14 protein-coding genes and 1 other RNA gene are annotated in these 16,365 nt (G+C 65.4%); 5 read left to right on the forward strand and 10 right to left on the reverse strand.

Annotated features, from left to right (window positions below; translation table 11 throughout):
* Positions 1-91: 91 nt before the first annotated feature.
* From ACYCVF_RS32935 to tkt, 7 genes are all read right to left on the reverse strand, one after another.
* A complete protein-coding gene (locus ACYCVF_RS32935; RefSeq protein ID WP_459603797.1) occupies positions 92-1,168 on the reverse strand; it encodes a tetratricopeptide repeat protein in 1,077 nt (358 codons plus the stop codon).
* A gap of 8 nt (positions 1,169-1,176) precedes the next feature.
* Complete coding sequence (locus ACYCVF_RS32940; RefSeq protein ID WP_459603798.1) at positions 1,177-1,866, reverse strand: thiamine phosphate synthase; 690 nt, start codon at positions 1,864-1,866, stop codon at positions 1,177-1,179.
* A gap of 3 nt (positions 1,867-1,869) precedes the next feature.
* A complete protein-coding gene (locus ACYCVF_RS32945; protein ID WP_459603799.1) occupies positions 1,870-2,895 on the reverse strand; it encodes a class I fructose-bisphosphate aldolase in 1,026 nt (341 codons plus the stop codon).
* Between the two features lie 240 nt (positions 2,896-3,135).
* Positions 3,136-4,203 carry a class II fructose-bisphosphate aldolase gene (gene fba / locus ACYCVF_RS32950; protein WP_459603800.1) on the reverse strand — a complete coding sequence of 356 codons (1,068 nt, stop codon included), beginning with the start codon at positions 4,201-4,203 and terminating at the stop codon, positions 3,136-3,138.
* Between the two features lie 39 nt (positions 4,204-4,242).
* Positions 4,243-5,439 (reverse strand): phosphoglycerate kinase, encoded by a 1,197-nt coding sequence (locus ACYCVF_RS32955; RefSeq protein ID WP_459603801.1) that lies wholly within the window; start codon positions 5,437-5,439, stop codon positions 4,243-4,245.
* 139 nt (positions 5,440-5,578) lie between these two features.
* Positions 5,579-6,586: a type I glyceraldehyde-3-phosphate dehydrogenase gene (gene gap / locus ACYCVF_RS32960; protein WP_459603802.1), complete on the reverse strand. Its 1,008-nt coding sequence runs from the start codon at positions 6,584-6,586 to the stop codon at positions 5,579-5,581.
* A 149-nt stretch (positions 6,587-6,735) separates the two neighbouring features.
* Entirely contained in the window at positions 6,736-8,721 is a 1,986-nt protein-coding gene (gene tkt, locus ACYCVF_RS32965) for a transketolase (protein WP_459603803.1), read from the reverse strand.
* 369 nt (positions 8,722-9,090) lie between these two features.
* Between tkt and ACYCVF_RS32970 the strand changes: the two genes are divergently transcribed.
* The 5 genes from ACYCVF_RS32970 (at position 9,091) to ACYCVF_RS32990 (ending at position 11,757) form a co-directional block, all read left to right on the forward strand.
* Positions 9,091-9,411, forward strand: a complete 321-nt coding sequence (locus tag ACYCVF_RS32970) for a DUF4164 domain-containing protein (protein WP_014439722.1) — start codon at positions 9,091-9,093, stop codon at positions 9,409-9,411.
* Positions 9,408-9,791 (forward strand): cell division protein ZapA, encoded by a 384-nt coding sequence (locus ACYCVF_RS32975; protein WP_061025095.1) that lies wholly within the window; start codon positions 9,408-9,410, stop codon positions 9,789-9,791. Before ACYCVF_RS32970 ends, ACYCVF_RS32975 begins: the two co-directional genes overlap by 4 nt.
* Positions 9,792-10,012: 221 nt before the next feature.
* Positions 10,013-10,173, forward strand: a non-coding RNA gene (ssrS, locus tag ACYCVF_RS32980) — 6S RNA.
* A gap of 185 nt (positions 10,174-10,358) precedes the next feature.
* Entirely contained in the window at positions 10,359-10,955 is a 597-nt protein-coding gene (locus ACYCVF_RS32985) for a 5-formyltetrahydrofolate cyclo-ligase (RefSeq protein ID WP_459603804.1), read from the forward strand.
* Positions 10,933-11,757 carry a TIGR00282 family metallophosphoesterase gene (locus ACYCVF_RS32990; protein ID WP_459603805.1) on the forward strand — a complete coding sequence of 275 codons (825 nt, stop codon included), beginning with the start codon at positions 10,933-10,935 and terminating at the stop codon, positions 11,755-11,757. The genes ACYCVF_RS32985 and ACYCVF_RS32990 overlap by 23 nt, the downstream gene beginning before the upstream one ends.
* A gap of 190 nt (positions 11,758-11,947) precedes the next feature.
* Here ACYCVF_RS32990 and ACYCVF_RS32995 read toward each other — a convergent pair whose 3' ends face one another.
* The 3 genes from ACYCVF_RS32995 to ACYCVF_RS33005 are packed head-to-tail and all read right to left on the reverse strand — an operon-like array spanning position 11,948 to position 15,929.
* The gene (locus ACYCVF_RS32995) at positions 11,948-13,291 is read right to left on the reverse strand and encodes a c-type cytochrome (protein WP_459603806.1); all 1,344 of its coding nucleotides are present in this window, start codon (positions 13,289-13,291) and stop codon (positions 11,948-11,950) included.
* On the reverse strand, positions 13,288-15,456 hold the full coding sequence (locus ACYCVF_RS33000) for a xanthine dehydrogenase family protein molybdopterin-binding subunit (protein ID WP_459603807.1): 2,169 nt from the start codon (positions 15,454-15,456) through the stop codon (positions 13,288-13,290). The genes ACYCVF_RS32995 and ACYCVF_RS33000 overlap by 4 nt, the downstream gene beginning before the upstream one ends.
* Before the next feature lie 8 nt (positions 15,457-15,464).
* On the reverse strand, positions 15,465-15,929 hold the full coding sequence (locus ACYCVF_RS33005; RefSeq protein ID WP_459603808.1) for a (2Fe-2S)-binding protein: 465 nt from the start codon (positions 15,927-15,929) through the stop codon (positions 15,465-15,467).
* Positions 15,930-16,365: the final 436 nt, after the last annotated feature.

The raw sequence follows: 16,365 nt of genomic DNA on the forward strand, positions 1-16,365 counted from the left end.
TGGACTTGATCGGGGGCAAGAATAGGAGGCAAGGGCGGCAAATCCCGCCTGTTTGGGGGATTGGGTGCCCTGCGAGCGCCCCAACGTCAAGTCATTTGGTTCCGAGCCATTTCCTGGCGGCGGCCTCCGCCTTGGCCCGCTCCTCGGCCGACAAGTCGGACAATTGCTTGTCGAGCTCGGGATCGCCCTTGCCGGCTGTTTTGGCCACCAGGTGCCATTTGAAGCCCTCGACCTTGTCCACGGGTGTACCCACGCCGTTGATCAGCACCCATGCCAGGCGGTTCTGCGCGATCGCGCTGCCTTGGCGGGACGCCTTGCGGAGCAACGCGACGGCCGCCGGCTGGTTCTTCGGCGTGCCGGTGCCGTTGAACATCGCGATCGCATATTCGACCTCGGCATCGACATTGTCGGCGAGCGAGGCGGCCTGGAGCAGCCGCACCGCACGTTCCGGGTCTTTCGGCACACCGGTGCCTTCCTTGTAGAAGGTCGCGAGCGCGTATTGAGCCTCGGGCAGGCCTGCATCGGCGGCCAGGCGCAGCAGTTCCGCCGAGCGCTTGACGTCCTGTGGCAGGGTCTGACCGTCGAGATAGAGTAGAGCGAGGTTATAGGCCGCCTTGGGCTCGCCGAGCTTGGCGGCGGAGGCCATCAGCTTGACCGCTTCGCCCTTGTCGACCTGGCCGCCACGCCCCGAAATGCGCAGCATGGCGAGCGCGAACATCGCCTCGCGATCACCGGCGTCGGCGGCGCGCTTGTACCATTCGGCGGCCTTGGCATAGTCGCGCCGGATGCCCATGGCGTTGGAATAGAGCTCGCCGAGCATGGTCATCGCCTTGGGATCGCCGGCTTGCGCGCGGGCGCTGGCGAGCTCGAAGGCCGTCTTGTACTGGCCGCGCTGATAGGCGCCGAACACCAGATCGACATTGGGATCCTCGGTCGCCGGCGCGGGGATCACGGTCGCGGCCGGCTTGGGCGAGGGCGAGGGTTTGGGGGAGGCCGAAGGTTTCGGCGCAGGCGCGGCCTCCTTCTTCTTGGCGGCCGTGGGCGGCTTGGGCTTCTGTTTTTCCGCGGGTGCGCTCGGCGTTGTGGCCGGCGGGGTGATCTGGAGCTGCGCCGCCGCGGGCGCTGTGAGCAGCAGCGTGGCCAGCATGGTGATGCATGGGAGCTTCATGTCGGGCGCTAGCCGTGCTCCTGACCCGCAGGATCATGGCCTGCCGGCGCCGTCGCATGGGCCTTCTTGATCGCAGCATCGACTTCGATCAGCGCAGCCTTGGGCCCGCGCGGATCGGCCCAGACGAAGTCCCCGACCAGCACGAAATCGGCGCCGCTGGCGGCGAAGTCGCGGGCCTCTTCCAGCGAAATGGCAAATCCCACGCAGGGCGGCTCGAACAGCTCGGCCCACCAGTCCAGCCGCTCGGCAATGGCCTGGGACGACGGCCGCTGGCCTTTCTTGTCGGGCTCGCCGAACAACACATAGTCGGCCCCCATCTCGCCCGCGCTCATGGAATCGTGGCGCGTGGCGAGGCCGCCGACGCCCGCGATGCGATCGGGCTTGAGCGACGGCGCGGCCTCTTCCAGCGCTGCAAGGCCCGTGAGGTGGGCGCCGTCCGCACCGCCGCGCGCGACGATGTCAGGATGACCGTCGACGAGGAGTGCTGCGCCCGCCTTCTGCACCGGCGGCGCCAACGCCTTGATGCGCGAGATCATGGTGCGCTGGTCGGTCTCCTTCAGCCGCAGCAGCACGGCGGCGACGTCGGCGGAAGCGAGCAGGCCCGGCAGCTCGGCGGCGAGCGATGCCGGATCATCGACGACAGGCGTCGCGAGATAGAGGCGCGGCGCCGGGCGCGGCGGAGGCGGTTTGTTCGACAAGATCTAGGCTGCCTTCTGTTCCAGGCTGCTTTGCCATTCGCCCTTGGACGCCAGCCCGTTCATCCGCGCGCGATGGCTGAAGGCACGCTGGCCGGCCGTGACGTTCTCGGCCTTGCCGGACCAGGCCTTCTGCGGCGCGGCCTGGAGCGCGCGGCCATAGGAGAAGGTCAGGCCCCAGGGCAGCGGGCCGAGCTTGTGCATGGCGTTGAGATGCGCGGTCGCCTCCTCGTCGGACTGGCCGCCGGAGAGGAAGGCGATGCCGGGCACGGCTGCGGGCACGCAGGCCTTGAGCAGCCGCATCGTCTTCTCTGCGACTTCCTCGACGGAAGCCTGCTTCGGACACTTCTTGCCTGAGATCGCCATGTTCGGCTTCAGCACCATTCCTTCGAGCGCGACGCGTTGCACGCGCAATTCCTGGAACGTCTTGTTGAGCACGCGTTGCGTGACCTCATAGCAGCGGTCGATGTCGTGATCGCCGTCCATCAACACTTCCGGCTCGACGATCGGCACGATTTGCGCGGCCTGGCACAGCGCGGCATAGCGCGCCAGCGCATGGGCATTGACGCTGATCGCGGTCATCGAGGGGATGCCGCTGCCGATGTCGATCACCGCGCGCCATTTGGCAAAGCGTGCGCCGCGCTCGTAATATTTCTTGAGCCGCTCGGCGAGCTTGTCTAGCCCGACCGTGACGAGCTCACCCGAACACATCGGCAGTGCTTGCGTGCCCTCGTCGACTTTGATGCCGGGAATCGCGCCGCTCTCCTCGATCAGCTTTACCAGCGGCGTGCCGTCCTTGGCCGCCTGCCAGATCGTCTCGTCATAGAGGATCACGCCCGAGATGTACTGGCTCATGGCGTCCTTGGTGCGAAACAGCATCTCGCGGTAGTCGCGGCGGTTCTCTTCCGTCGATTCCACGCCGATTGCGTCAAAGCGCTTCTTGATGGTGCCGGAGGATTCGTCGGCGGCAAGGATGCCCTTGCCGGGCGCGACCATGGCTGTCGCGATCCTGTTGAGTTCAGTCAGATTCATCGAGAGGTCCTCCCAATACGATTCTGCCCTTGCCCGTGAAAATAGACCGTTCTCGGGCAATTGCCGAGTTAACGTTCGTCGCAGGGTAAAGGGGAGGGAGTGTCGTGCCACAAAGAAAGCCGTCATTCCGGGATGCGCCGGAAGGCGCAGGCCCGGAATCCATAACCCCAGGCTGTGGCTATGGATTCCGGGCTCGCCGCTTTGCGGCGCCCCGGAATGACCGAGAGGGTATGTACTGGATCACGCCACCTTGGGATCGAGCTCACCCTTGGCGTAGCGCTTGGCCATTTCGGCAGTGGTCAGCACCTTCTTGATCTTGGAGGCCTGGCCCGCGGTATTGAATTCTTGGAGGCGCTGCTTGCACAGCTTGGTCATCGCTTCCATCGCTGGCTTCAAATATTTGCGCGGATCGAACTCTTCCGGGTGCTCCTTGAGCACCTTGCGGATCTGGCCGGTCATGGCCATGCGGTTGTCGGTGTCGATGTTGATCTTGCGCACGCCGTTCTTGATGCCGCGCTGGATCTCGGCGACAGGCACGCCCCATGTCGGCTTCATCTTGCCGCCATAGGTGTTGATGATGTCCTGGAGGTCCTGCGGCACCGAGGACGAGCCGTGCATGACGAGGTGCATGTTGGGCAGCTTGCGGTGGATCTCCTCGATCACGTTCATGGCGAGGATGTCGCCGTCGGGCTTGCGGGTGAATTTGTAGGCACCGTGCGAGGTCCCCATCGCAATCGCGAGCGCGTCGACCCTGGTCTCCTGCACGAACTTCACGGCTTCGTCCGGATTGGTCAGCAGCTGGTCGTGGCTGAGCTTGCCTTCGGCGCCGTGGCCGTCTTCCTTGTCGCCCATGCCTGTTTCGAGCGAGCCGAGCACCCCGAGCTCGCCCTCGACCGAGATGCCGCCCAGATGGGCCATGTCGGTCACGGTCTTGGTGACGCCGACATTGTAGGCCCAGTCGCCGGGGGTCTTGCCGTCGGCCTTGAGCGAGCCGTCCATCATGACGGAGGTGAAGCCGGCCTGGATCGCGGTCATGCAGGTCGCGGGCTCGTTGCCGTGGTCCAGATGCACGCAGACCGGAATGTGCGGGTAGATTTCGGTCACCGCGTCCATCATGTGCTTGAGCATGACGTCGTTGGCGTAGGAACGCGCGCCACGCGAGGCCTGGATGATGACCGGCGCGTCGACCTGGTTGGCCGCGTCCATGATCGCCAGCGCCTGCTCCATGTTGTTGATGTTGAAGGCCGGTACGCCGTAATCGTTCTCCGCCGCGTGATCGAGCAGTTGACGTAACGTGATCCGAGCCATCTGTCTTTTTCTCCCGTTGGGGCCAGCAAGGCCGCTTGATTACTTGATACGCAGAACTTCGACGCCGGGCAGGGGCTTGCCTTCCATCCATTCAAGGAACGCGCCACCGGCGGTCGAGACATAGGTGAAGTCACCGGCCACATGGGCCTGGTTGAGCGCGGCGACGGTGTCGCCGCCGCCCGCGATCGAGACCAGCTTCTTGGCCTTGGTGCGCTCGGCGGCGTGCTTGGCGGCCGCGACCGTGCCGCGGTCGAACGGCTGCATCTCGAAGGCGCCGAGCGGCCCGTTCCAGACCAGGGTCGCCGCATCGTCGATCGCCGCGTGGACGCGCGCGATCGATTGCGGGCCGACATCGAGGATCATGCCGTCGGCCGGGATCGCGTCGAGCCCGTAGGCATGCGAGGGCGCGTTGGCGGCGAAATGATAGGCGACGGTGGCGTCCACCGGGAGGATGATGGCGCAGTTGGCGGCTTCCGCCTTCTCCATGATGCGCAGCGCGGTGGCGGCGAGATCCTTCTCGGCCAGCGACTTGCCGACCGCGACGCCCCGGGCGTGCAGGAAGGTGTTGGCCATGCCGCCGCCGATCACGAGCGCGTCGACCTTGGTGACGAGATTCTCGAGCAGGTCGATCTTGGTCGAGACCTTTGCGCCGCCGATGATGGCGATGACCGGCTTGGTCGGCGACCCCAGCGCCTTCTCCAGCGCATCGAGCTCGGCCTGCATGGTGCGGCCGGCATAGGCCGGCAGCTTGTGGCCGAGGCCTTCGGTCGAGGCATGAGCGCGGTGCGCCGCCGAGAAGGCGTCATTGACCCAGATGTCGCCGAGCTTTGCGAGCTCTGCGACGAAGGCGGGATCGTTCTTTTCCTCTTCCTTGTGGAAGCGGGTGTTTTCCAGGCACAGGATGTCGCCATCCTTCAAGCCGGCCACGGCCCTGGCCGCGGACTCGCCGATGCAATCCTCGGCGAAGCCGACGGGCTTCTTCACGACCTTGGACAGCGCCTCGGCAACCGGCTTGAGCGAGTCCTTGGCATCGCGTCCCTTCGGCCGGCCGAAATGCGCGAGCAGGATGACCTTGCCGCCCTTGTCCGAGATCTCGGTGATGGTCGGCGCGACGCGCTCGAGCCGGGTTGCGTCGGTGACGCGCCCGTTCTCCATGGGCACGTTGAGGTCGACGCGCAGCAGTACGCGCTTGCCCTTCACGTCGACGTCGTCGAGGGTGCGGAATTTGTTGGTCATCTCTGGGTTCTCTTGTCTCGGGCCTCTAGGAGGTCATTCCGGGGCGGTGCGCTTAGCACCGAACCCGGAATCTCGAGATTCCGGGTCTGGTCCTACGGACCATCCCGGAATGACGGTGCAACTGGAACGCACCCGATCCTTAGATCACCTTCGCCATCGCGACGGCGGTGTCCGCCATGCGGTTCGAGAAGCCCCACTCGTTGTCGTACCAGGACATCACGCGCACCAGCGTGCCGTTCTGAACCTTGGTCTGGTCCTCGTGGAAGGTCGAGGAGTGCGGATCATGGTTGAAGTCGATCGAGACGTTCGGCGCACTGGTGTAGCCGAGGATGCCCTTGAGCTGCTGCTCGCTGGCGCGCTTCATCGCCGCGTTGATCTCCTTGGCGTCGGTGGCGCGCTTGGCGACGATCTTGAGATCGACGACCGAGACGTTCGGCGTCGGCACGCGGATCGCGACGCCGTCGAGCTTGCCCTTCAGCTCGGGCAGCACGAGGCCGATCGCTTTCGCAGCACCGGTCGAGGTCGGGATCATCGACATCGCCGCCGCACGGCCACGATAGAGATCCTTGTGCATCGTATCGAGCGTCGGCTGGTCGCCGGTATAGGCGTGGATCGTGGTCATGAAGCCGGTCTCGATGCCGACGAGATCGTTCAGCACCTTGGCGACCGGCGCGAGGCAGTTCGTGGTGCAGGAGCCGTTGGAGACGACCAGATGATCCTTGGTCAGCGTCTCGTGGTTGACGCCGTAGACGATGGTGGCGTCGGCGCCATCGGCGGGTGCGGAGACCAGCACGCGCTTGGCGCCGGCGGTCAGATGCGCGGAGGCCTTGTCCTTCGAGGTGAAGATGCCGGTGCATTCCAGCGCGATGTCGACGCCGAGATCCTTCCAGGGCAGCTTCGAGGGATCGCGCTCGGCGGTCACCTTGATCTTGCCGTTGCCGAGGCTGATCGAGTCGCCATCGACGGTGACGGTGCCGGGGAAGCGGCCATGGACGGAATCGAAACGAAGCAGATGGGCGTTGGTCTCGACCGGGCCGAGATCGTTGATGCCGACGACCTCGATGTCCTTGCGGCCTGACTCGGCGATCGCCCGCAGGATGTTGCGGCCAATGCGGCCAAAACCGTTGATTCCAACGCGGACTGCCATGTTTCGTCTCCTTCAATGACCGTTGTCATCCCGCACAACGCGCTATGCGCGCCTGCGAGGGTTTTTTTAGGGGCGGACGCCCGGTTCGGCCGGGCGGTGCTTGATCATATGAGGGATTAGGTAGTCCTTTTTTGCGGCAAGCTCAACTCTCAGGAAACGCGCTTCAGGACAGCGTTAACCGCGGCCTCGGCGGTAATGCCGAAATGCTTGTAGAGCTCCTTGGCAGGACCGCTTTCGCCGTAGGAATGCATGCCGATGAATTCGCCATCCTGGCCGATCACGGCGTCCCAGCCCCAGCGCACGGCGGCCTCGATCGCGATCTTGACCGGTGCGTTTCCGATGATCGCTGCGCGCTTGGCTTCTGGTTGCGCTAACAACAGCTCGAGCGAGGGAACGGAGACAACGCGTGACGCGATGCCGCGTTCCGCGAGCTGCTTCTGGGCCGCGACCGCGATCTCGACTTCGGAGCCGGAGGCGAACAGCGTCGCCTTGGCTTCGCCCTGGGCTGCGACCAGCTCATAGGCGCCGGCCGCGCAGGGATTGTCGGTCGGCGCGGTGGTCCGCAGCTGCGGCAGGTTCTGCCGCGTCAGCGCCAGCACCGTCGGGCCGTCGATGCGGTTGAGCGCGAGCTCCCAGCATTCGGCGACCTCGATTGAATCGCAGGGACGGAACACGCGCATGTTGGGAATGGCGCGAAGCGCGGCAAGATGCTCGACCGGCTGATGGGTCGGGCCGTCTTCGCCGAGGCCGATGGAGTCGTGCGTCATCACGTAGACGACGCCCGCGCCCATCAGCGCGGCAAGGCGCATCGCGGGACGTGCGTAGTCGGTGAACACCAGGAAGGTCGCGCCGTTCGGCGCAAAGCCGCCGTGCAGGAAGATGCCGTTCATCGCGGCGGCCATGCCGTGCTCGCGGATGCCGTAGTGAATGAAGCGGCCCTTCGGCGTCTTGGCCGAGAAGGCGGTCGCCGACTTCGCCTTGTTGTTGTTGGAGCCGGTGAGGTCGGCGGAGCCGGCCAGGAATTCCATCGGCATCGCGGCGGCGATAACCTCGATCGCAGCCTCCGACGATTTGCGGGTCGCCGCGGTCAGCGGCTTCTCGAGCAGCTCCTTCTTGTGCGCCTTCAGCGCCTTTGCCAGCGAAGCCGGACGTTCATGGCGAAGACGCCGCTCGAACTCGGCGCGCTTGCGGCTGCCGAGCTCGGCGAGCCGTGCTTCCCATTCCTGGCGAGCCGCGGCGCCGCGGCTGCCGGCTGCACGCCACGCCTTCAGCACGTCGTCGGACACCGAGAACGGCTCGAGCGAGATACCGAGTTTTTCCTTGGCGGCCTTGAGCTCGTCGGCGCCGAGCGCCTCGCCATGCACCTTCGAGGTGCCGGCCTTGGTCGGCGCGCCGAAGCCGATGGTGGTGCGGCAGGCGATCAGCGTGGGCTTGCCGGATTTTTGCGCGCGCGTGATGGCGGCGGCGATGGCGGCCTGGTCGTGGCCGTCGATCTTCTCGGCGGCCCAGCCCGCGGACTTGAAGCGCTTCACCTGGTCGACGGAATCGGAGATCGAGGTCGGGCCGTCGATCGAGATGCCGTTGTCGTCATACAGCACGATCAGCTTGTTGAGCTTCCAGTGCCCGGCCATCGCGATCGCTTCCTGCGACACGCCTTCCATCAGGTCGCCGTCGGAGGCGAGCACATAGGTGTGGTGGTCGACGATCTTCTTGCCGAACTCGGCCGCGAGCATCTTCTCGGCGAGCGCCATGCCGACCGCGGTCGAGATGCCCTGGCCGAGCGGCCCGGTTGTTGTCTCGATGCCCTTGGTGCGGAAGTTCTCGGGGTGGCCGGGGGTGAGTGAGTCGACCTGGCGGAACTGCTTGATCTGGTCCAGCGTCATCTCGGCATTGCCGGTGAGATACAGCAGCGAATAGAGCAGCATCGAGCCGTGGCCGGCCGAGAGCACGAAGCGGTCGCGATCCGGCCAGGTGGGCGCGGCGGCATCGAATTTCAGGAACTGGGTGAACAGCACCGTGGCGACGTCGGCAGCGCCCATCGGCAGACCGGGATGGCCCGACTTGGCCTTTTCGACAGCGTCCATCGAAAGGCCGCGGATCGCGTTGGCCATACGGGTGTGATCGACCTGCGTCATGTCTGAAATCCGTCTGAAATGAGGCGCTTGGAGGCGAGGTACGCCCGCGCGGGAGGAGCCTGGCGGCCACTGAAAGTCGTGGCTGGGATAGCACCTCGGTTCCGGGAGTCCAAGGCGGTCAAACGCCGGTTTGGCCGTAAAAGTTGCCGTGTGGAGATCGGTTTTCCCCCGGGATCGTGCCGGAAGAAATCGGACGATCGCAGCCGCGTCCCGATTGATCGGTGCATAGTTTTGCGGCGGCGTTGCGCTGGGCTAGCTTGCCACGTAAATTTCTGCTTCTAACCGCTTGCCGAACCGAGTCTTTTGCCGGACGGCAAGCTCCAGGGAAAGGCCACTGGGCAAAGGCCGCCAGGTTCCGCCGCTGACTGCATGAACGATCGCGTGTCCAACAGTTCCGCCATGACGGAGTCGTCCGCCGTCGAGATCGAGATTGCGACCCGCAGGCTCACCGCGGCGCTCGACGCTCTCGAAAGCGCGGTCGAGCGGCGCCGCGATGCCGATCGCGACGAGAACGAGCTCGCGGCGCGGATTCAGGCGCTCGGCGCGGATCGCTCGCGGCTCGCCGATGAGCTCGACGGCGCGCTGGTGAAGGCGCGCAAGCTCGAGCGCACCAATCGCGAGATTTCCGACCGGCTGGATTCCGCAATCGTCACGATACGCTCGGTGCTCGATACCGGAGAGGACGGATGAGCCACATCAACGTCACCATCAATGGCCGGCAATACCGCATGGCCTGCGAGGAGGGCCAGGAGGTGCGGCTGCTCAAGCTCGCCGAAACCCTGGAAACGCGCATCCAGTCGCTGCGCGGAAAATTCGGCGAGATCGGCGATGCGCGCCTCACCGTGATGGCCGCGCTGACCGTCTGCGATGAACTGATCGACACCAGCAACCGCGTCCGCACGCTGGAGCAGGAGCTGACCGAGCTCAGGGACTTCCGCAACGCCGCCGTCGAGCGTGCCCGGATGACGCAGACTGCGGTGGTGAACGCGCTCAACGCCGCAGCCGAACGCATCGAGAAGTCGACCCAGGTGCTGAACCGGACCGTCGGCAACGGCATTGCGATCGGGTAGGGGGTGCTGACGCGCGGCCTGCGCAAGCGCCTCGTCCTTCGAGACGACCGCTCCGCGGTCTCCTCAGGATGAGGCTGACCGACACAACGTTGCCTGCAAAAATTGCTGCTAAGCACTCGGTCCTCATCCTGAGGAGCCCGCAAGGCGGGCGTCTCGAAGGATGGCCGCATGCGGGCTTCGCGCCACTGGCGATTCGTCAGTATCGTTGTTACATTGCCCGGGCGAGGCTGCGACGTGCGTCAGGAGCCATATATCCCCGGGGCCTTATCGATCCTTTAGGGAACTGTCCCTGGCCGGGCCCGTGGGCCCGGACATATGGTGCCCACCTACTTTCGTAGGGAACTCCGGGATCGAGTGCTTCAACGGCGTCCGCGGCTTCGCACTGTTTTCTTCCTTCTGGTTCGTGCCCGTCAAATTGCGTCCCCGACACGCTTGCGGTTCAATCTCGGTGTCATGCCCCGCGCAGGCGGGGCATCCAGTACGCTGCGGCATCGAGGTTCAAGCACTGGCGTCTCTGGAATACTGGATCACCCGCCTTCGCGGGTGATGACCGCGGAGCAAGCGCGCATGTCCAACTCCAAAGCCGAACTCCGTGCCAAAGCCCTCGCCAAGCGCGATGCGCTGAGCGACAAGAAGCGCGCCGGCGCCGCCGCAAAGCTAGCCAAGCGCGGGCTGCCGTTCGAGCTGCTGCCCGGCAGCATCGTCTCCGGCTATTCGCCGATCCGCAGCGAGATCGATCCGCTGCCGCTGATGAAGCGGCTCGCCGAGCAGGGCGCGAAGCTGGCGCTGCCTTGTGTCACCGCGCGCGGCCAGTCGCTGATCTTCCGCATCTTCCAGCCGAGCGACCGATTGATGCTCGGCCCGCTCGGCATTCCCGAGCCGTCGCCGGCGGCCGCCGAAGTGATCCCCGACATCATGCTGACGCCGCTGGCCGCCTTCGACCGCCTCGGCCATCGCATCGGCTATGGCGCGGGGCATTACGATTTCACCTTCGCGCATCTGCGGAAGACGAAGCAAATCGTCGGCATCGGGCTTGCTTTTGCAGTGCAGGAGATCGAGGCGGTTCCGGCACTATCGCACGACGTCGCGCTGGATTATGTGCTAACGGAATCGGACGTGTTCGATTTCCGGAGTTCTGAAGTTGCGCATTCTCTTCGTGGGTGATGTCGTCGGCCGTAGCGGGCGCGAGGCCGTCGCCGAATATCTGCCCGGCATGGTCAAGGACTGGTCGCTCGATCTCGTCGTCGTCAACGGCGAGAATTCCGCCGGCGGGTTCGGCATCACGGAGGCGATCTACCAGGAATTTCTCGAGGCGGGCGCCGATGCAGTGACGCTCGGCAATCACTCCTGGGACCAGCGCGAGGCGCTCGTCTTCATCGAGCGCGCCGACCGCTTGGTGCGTCCGGCGAACTATCCGCGCGGCACGCCCGGCCGCGGCGCTGCGCTGGTCGAGACCAAGAACGGCAAGCATGCCCTCGTCGTCAACGCGCTCGGCCGCGTCTTCATGACCCCGTTCGACGATCCCTTCGCGGCGCTGGAGCGCGAGCTGGGCGCCTGCCCGCTCGGCGTTGCCGCCGACGCCATCGTCGTCGATTTTCATTGCGAGGCGAGCAGCGAGAAGCAGGGCATCGGCTTCTTCTGCGACGGCCGCGCCAGCCTGGTCGTCGGCACGCACACCCATGTGCCGACCGCCGACCACCAGATCCTCGCTGGCGGCACCGCCTACATGACCGATGCCGGCATGACCGGCGATTACGATTCCATCATCGGCATGCAGAAGGAAGAACCGCTGCGCCGGTTCACCTCCGGGATTCCGTCCGCCCGCTTCGAGCCGGCATCGGGCGTCGCGACGCTCAGCGGCGTCGCAGTCGAGACGGATGACGCGACGGGCCTTGCGCTGCGCGTGGCGCCAGTGCGCGTCGGCGGCCGGCTGGAGCCCGCAACGCCGAAGTTCTGGTTGAGTTAACTCGTGCGGCAAATTCCGCTGCACCTTCTCCCCTTGTGGGAGAAGGTGGCGCGAAGCGCCGGATGAGGGGTTCTCTCCCCGCCCGCAATTATGAGTGGGACTCGCGGAGAGAACCCCTCACCCGGCTTCGCTTTGCGAAGCCACCCTCTCCCGCAAGGGGAGAGGGTGCAGCGTCCGGTCGCGGCGACACCTACTCCGCCGTCTGCTCCCTCAGCTCTGCGACATCCTTCGCCGTCAGCTTCGAGCCCTTGGTCCCGAACCGCGCCGTCACATAGTTTGCCACCGCCGCGATCTCGTCGTCGGTATACGCGTTGCCGAACGCCGGCATCGACAGCGCGCCATCCGGCGTGTGCCGCTTGGTGCCCGAGATCACGATCTGCGCGACGTTGGTGGCGGCGGGGTCGTTGACGGCCCAGGTGCCGGTGAGCGTCGCCATCGGCGACACCGGGCTCTCGCCGCTCCAGCCGTGGCAGCTCGCGCAGGCGCTGGCGAACACCTGCTTGCCGCGCGCATCCGCCGTGACGCCGTCGCGGTGCGAGGCGGGTGCGACGGGCGCCGTGGTGGCGGGCAGGTCGGGCGAGGGTTGCGGCGGCACGCTGCGCAAGTAGGCAACGATGCTGCTGATGTCTTCGGGGGCGAGCTTGCTGAAGCTGTGGTCGACGGCCTCACCCATCGGGCCCGAGGCCGAGCCATGGCCTGGCGCATGACCGAGCGACAGATACGAGATCAGATCCTTGTCGCTCCAACTGCCGAGACCTGTCGCCTTGTCCGAGGAGATGTTGAAGGCGCGCCAGCCGGCCGTAATGGCTCCGGCAAACTTCTTGCGGTTGTCCAGCGCGAAGCCGAGATTGCGCGGCGTGTGGCACTCGCCGCAATGCGCCAGAGCCTCCGCAAGATAAGCGCCTCTGTTCCATTCCGGGCTCTTCGATGTATCGGGCGCAAAGCGCGTGTCCGGATTGAACACCGCCGACCAGAACATCATCGCCCAGCGCTGGTTGAACGGGAACGACAGCGTGTTGTCGGGCGCCTTCGCGCGCACCGCCGGCAGGCTGAACAGATAAGCCTTCACCGCCAGCACGTCCTCGTCGGTCATGAAGGTGTAGGACGTGTACGGCATCGCCGGGTAGAGCCGCGCGCCGTCACGGCGTTTGCCGTGCTGGACTGCGTTGAGGAAATCCTGGTCAGTGTAGTTGCCGATGCCGGTGTCCTTGTCCGGCGTGATGTTGGTGGAATAGAGCGTGCCGAACGGCAGCTTGAAGGCGAGTCCGCCGGAATATTCCTTCTCGCCCGGCTTGGTGTGGCAGACCATGCAGTCGGCGGCCTTGGTGAGATATTCGCCGCGCTCGACGATGCCAGCCTTCTCGAGCTTGGCGGGCACACCGGTCGGCTTGCCCGCGCGGTAGTCCGCCAGCGCCACTTTCGTGCCGCCCGCGAAGTCGAGCGGGCCGGGCCCGCGGATGATGAAGACGCCGAGCGCCACCGCGACGATGGCGATTACAACGATGCTTGCGAGGATACGCATCTTGCCGCTCATGCCTTCTTCCCCGCGGCCAGCAGCTTCCGGTCGATCGGCAGGCGCCGCAGCGCCACGCCGGTTGCGGCGTAAATCGCATTGCGGAGCGCCGGCGGTCCGGCATTGACGCCGGCCTCGCCGATGCCGCCGGGCGCTTCGCCGCTCTTGACGACGATGACCTCGATCTTCGGCGTCTCGTTGATCCGCATCATGCGATAGTCGTGGAAGTTCGACTGCTGCACGCGGCCCTTGTCGATGGTGATCTCGCCATAGAGCGCCGCGGTGAGGCCGAAGATGAGGCCGCCCTCGATCTGCGCCTTCACGGTATCGGGGTTGACCGCAATGCCGGTGTCGACCACCGAGGTGATGCGGCGAAGCGTGATCTCGCCGATGTCGTCGATCTCGGCCTCCACCACCGTTGCTATGAAGCTCGCGAACGACGGCTGCACGCAGACGCCGCGGCCGACGCGCGGCGGCAGCGGTTGACCCCAGCCGGATTTCTCCGCGACCTGGTTGAGCACCGCGAGCATGCGCGGATTCTTCGTCAACATGGACTTTCGGAACGCGATCGGGTCCTTGCCCGCCTTGCGCGCGAGCTCGTCCATCGCGCATTCGACCGCGAACACGTTGTTGTTCGGGCCGACCCCGCGCCAGAAACCCGTCGGCACCGATAGCGGCTCGGCGCGGACATATTCGACATGGAAGTTGACAAAGTCGTAAGGAGCATCCACCGCGGCGTCGATCGCGTCGATGTCGATGCCCTTCTGGAACGCTGGCGGCAGCCAGCGCGCCAGCACGGCGGAGCCGGCGACCTTGTACCTCCACCCCGCGACCTTGCCGTCGACAAGCGACGCCGTGATCTGATCGCGATAGACCGGGCGGTAGACGTCGTGCTGGATGTCCTCCTCGCGGGTCCACACCACCTTCACGGGATAGTCGACCTGCTTGGCGATCTTCACCGCGGCGACCACCATGTCGGGCTCGAGCTTGCGGCCGAAGCCGCCGCCGAGCAGGTGATTGTTGACGATCACCTTGTCGATCGGAAGCCCCGCGGCCCTCGCGGCCTCAGACTGCACGCGCGTCATGATCTGCGTGCCGGTCCAGATCTCGCAGGAGTCGGGCTTCACGTGCACCGTGGCGTTGATCGGCTCCATCGAGGCGTGCGCCAGGAAGGGCAGCTCGTAGGCCGCCTCGAACTTGTCGCCGCTCGCGAGCGCCTTGGCGATATCTCCGTCGGATTTTGCGACTGCGCCATCCTTCTGGCTGGCCTTGCGCAGGTCGTCCCAGATGTCCTTGGTGGTGATCTTTGCGTTCGGCCCCTCGTCCCACTCGATCTTGAGCGCTTCGAGCCCCTTCTTGGCCGCCCACATGTGATCGCCGATCACGGCGACCATGTCCTCGAGCACGACGACCTTGCGCACGCCGGGAAGCTTCACCGCGGCGCTGTCGTCGACCTTGCCGACCTTGCCGCCGAACACCGGGCAGGTGGCGACGGTGGCAAACTTCATGTCGGGCAGGATCGCGTCGATGCCGTAGACTGCCTTGCCGTTGACCTTGTCCGGCGTGTCGAGCCGCTTGAGCGGCTGGCCGATGATGACGAAATCCTTGGGGTCCTTCAGCGCGAAGTCCTTCGGCGGTGTCTGACCTCGGGCTGCGAGCGCCAGCGCGCCGTAGGCGAGCTTGCGGCCGCTCGCTTCATGCGCGACTTCGCCCTTGGCGGCCGTGCAGCTTGCCGGCTCGACGCCCCATTCCGCGGCAGCCGCCTGCACCAGCATCGCGCGCGCAGTGGCGCCGGCCTTGCGCAACGGTAGCCACCAGGCGCGGATCGAGTTGGAATTGCCGGTGACCTGCAGGCCGAAGGTCGGATTGCCGTAGAGCTTGTCGTCAGGTGGCGCGTGCTGGACCTCGACCTTGCTCCAGTCGGCGTCGAGCTCTTCGGCGAGCACCGCGGAGATCGAGGTATAGGTGCCCTGGCCCATCTCGACCTGCGGCATGATCAGCACGGTGCGGCCGGTCTCGTCGATGCGGATGAAGGCATTGGGCGCGAACTTTCCGTCGGTCGTATCGCGCGGCTGCACCGGCTCGTTGGTGGCGGCGCGCAGCGGCAGATGGAAGGCGAGCAGGAACCCGGTGGCAAGACCGCCGGACAGAACTGCGCGGCGGGAGAGGCTGTGATGTGCATTCATGGCGAACCTCAGGACTGACGGCCGCTGGCGGCCTGTTTGATGGCCTCGCGGATGCGCACATAGGTGCCGCAACGGCAGATGTTGCCGGCCATCGCGGCGTCGATATCGGAATCGTCGGGATTGGGGGTCGTCGCCAGCAAGGCAGCGGCGGACATGATCTGGCCGGACTGGCAGTAGCCGCACTGGATCACTTCGGCGTCCAACCAGGCCTTCTGCACCTTGGCGCCCGACGGCGTATTGCCGACGGCTTCGATCGTGGTGATGGCGCGGTTCTCCACCGCGCTCACCGGCAGCACGCAGGAGCGCACCGCCTTGCCGTCGACATGCACCGTGCAGGCGCCGCATTGCGCGATGCCGCAGCCGAACTTGGTGCCGGTCATTCCGAGGATGTCGCGCAACACCCACAGCAACGGCATGTCAGGTGGCGCGTCGAAGGATTTTGTTTCGCCGTTGATGGTGAGTGTCGTTGCCATATGCATGCCCTTGCTGACGATCGCTCGCGGCGATCGCGTCGACGAATTTTGCGCGACCATAATCATATCGATGCGAAGCGATGAAGCATCGATATTTTCGGCAATGCATATTTGCTCGGACGAGGCGTCAGGCCATGACGTTCACGATTTTGTGCGGCAATCGCTGCTAAGGTTTTGAGCTATTTGATATGATAAGCGTCATTTTTTGACGCATTTTGATCGCATGCGTCGTTGATCGCTGCGGATGATCGTGCGAACGCGCAAAAGCGGTCAAAGACGAAAGTCGTGCGATTGAGAAAAGTCGAACGATGTGTGCACGGCGCGCCAGATCAATCGCAACGGCCGACCGGCCCGGATCTGCGTCGCACCAAGCTCATCCGACGTGCGATGATGCCATCGCACTCGTTTGATCTGACCGCAGGGGAGCGGTCGTGTA

Source organism: Bradyrhizobium cedriense (assembly GCF_054602315.1).

Coding starts and splice junctions, on each gene's coding strand:
- ACYCVF_RS32995 (WP_459603806.1), bottom strand. CDS start 13,291: ATGAGCGGCAAGATGCGTATCCTCGCAAGCATCGTTGTAATCGCCATC.
- ACYCVF_RS32955 (WP_459603801.1), bottom strand. CDS start 5,439: ATGACCAACAAATTCCGCACCCTCGACGACGTCGACGTGAAGGGCAAG.
- ACYCVF_RS33000 (WP_459603807.1), bottom strand. CDS start 15,456: ATGAATGCACATCACAGCCTCTCCCGCCGCGCAGTTCTGTCCGGCGGT.
- gap (WP_459603802.1), bottom strand. CDS start 6,586: ATGGCAGTCCGCGTTGGAATCAACGGTTTTGGCCGCATTGGCCGCAAC.
- tkt (WP_459603803.1), bottom strand. CDS start 8,721: ATGACGCAGGTCGATCACACCCGTATGGCCAACGCGATCCGCGGCCTT.
- ACYCVF_RS32985 (WP_459603804.1), top strand. CDS start 10,359: ATGTCCAACTCCAAAGCCGAACTCCGTGCCAAAGCCCTCGCCAAGCGC.
- ACYCVF_RS32970 (WP_014439722.1), top strand. CDS start 9,091: ATGAACGATCGCGTGTCCAACAGTTCCGCCATGACGGAGTCGTCCGCC.
- ACYCVF_RS32935 (WP_459603797.1), bottom strand. CDS start 1,168: ATGAAGCTCCCATGCATCACCATGCTGGCCACGCTGCTGCTCACAGCG.
- fba (WP_459603800.1), bottom strand. CDS start 4,203: ATGGCTCGGATCACGTTACGTCAACTGCTCGATCACGCGGCGGAGAAC.
- ACYCVF_RS33005 (WP_459603808.1), bottom strand. CDS start 15,929: ATGGCAACGACACTCACCATCAACGGCGAAACAAAATCCTTCGACGCG.
- ACYCVF_RS32975 (WP_061025095.1), top strand. CDS start 9,408: ATGAGCCACATCAACGTCACCATCAATGGCCGGCAATACCGCATGGCC.
- ACYCVF_RS32945 (WP_459603799.1), bottom strand. CDS start 2,895: ATGAATCTGACTGAACTCAACAGGATCGCGACAGCCATGGTCGCGCCC.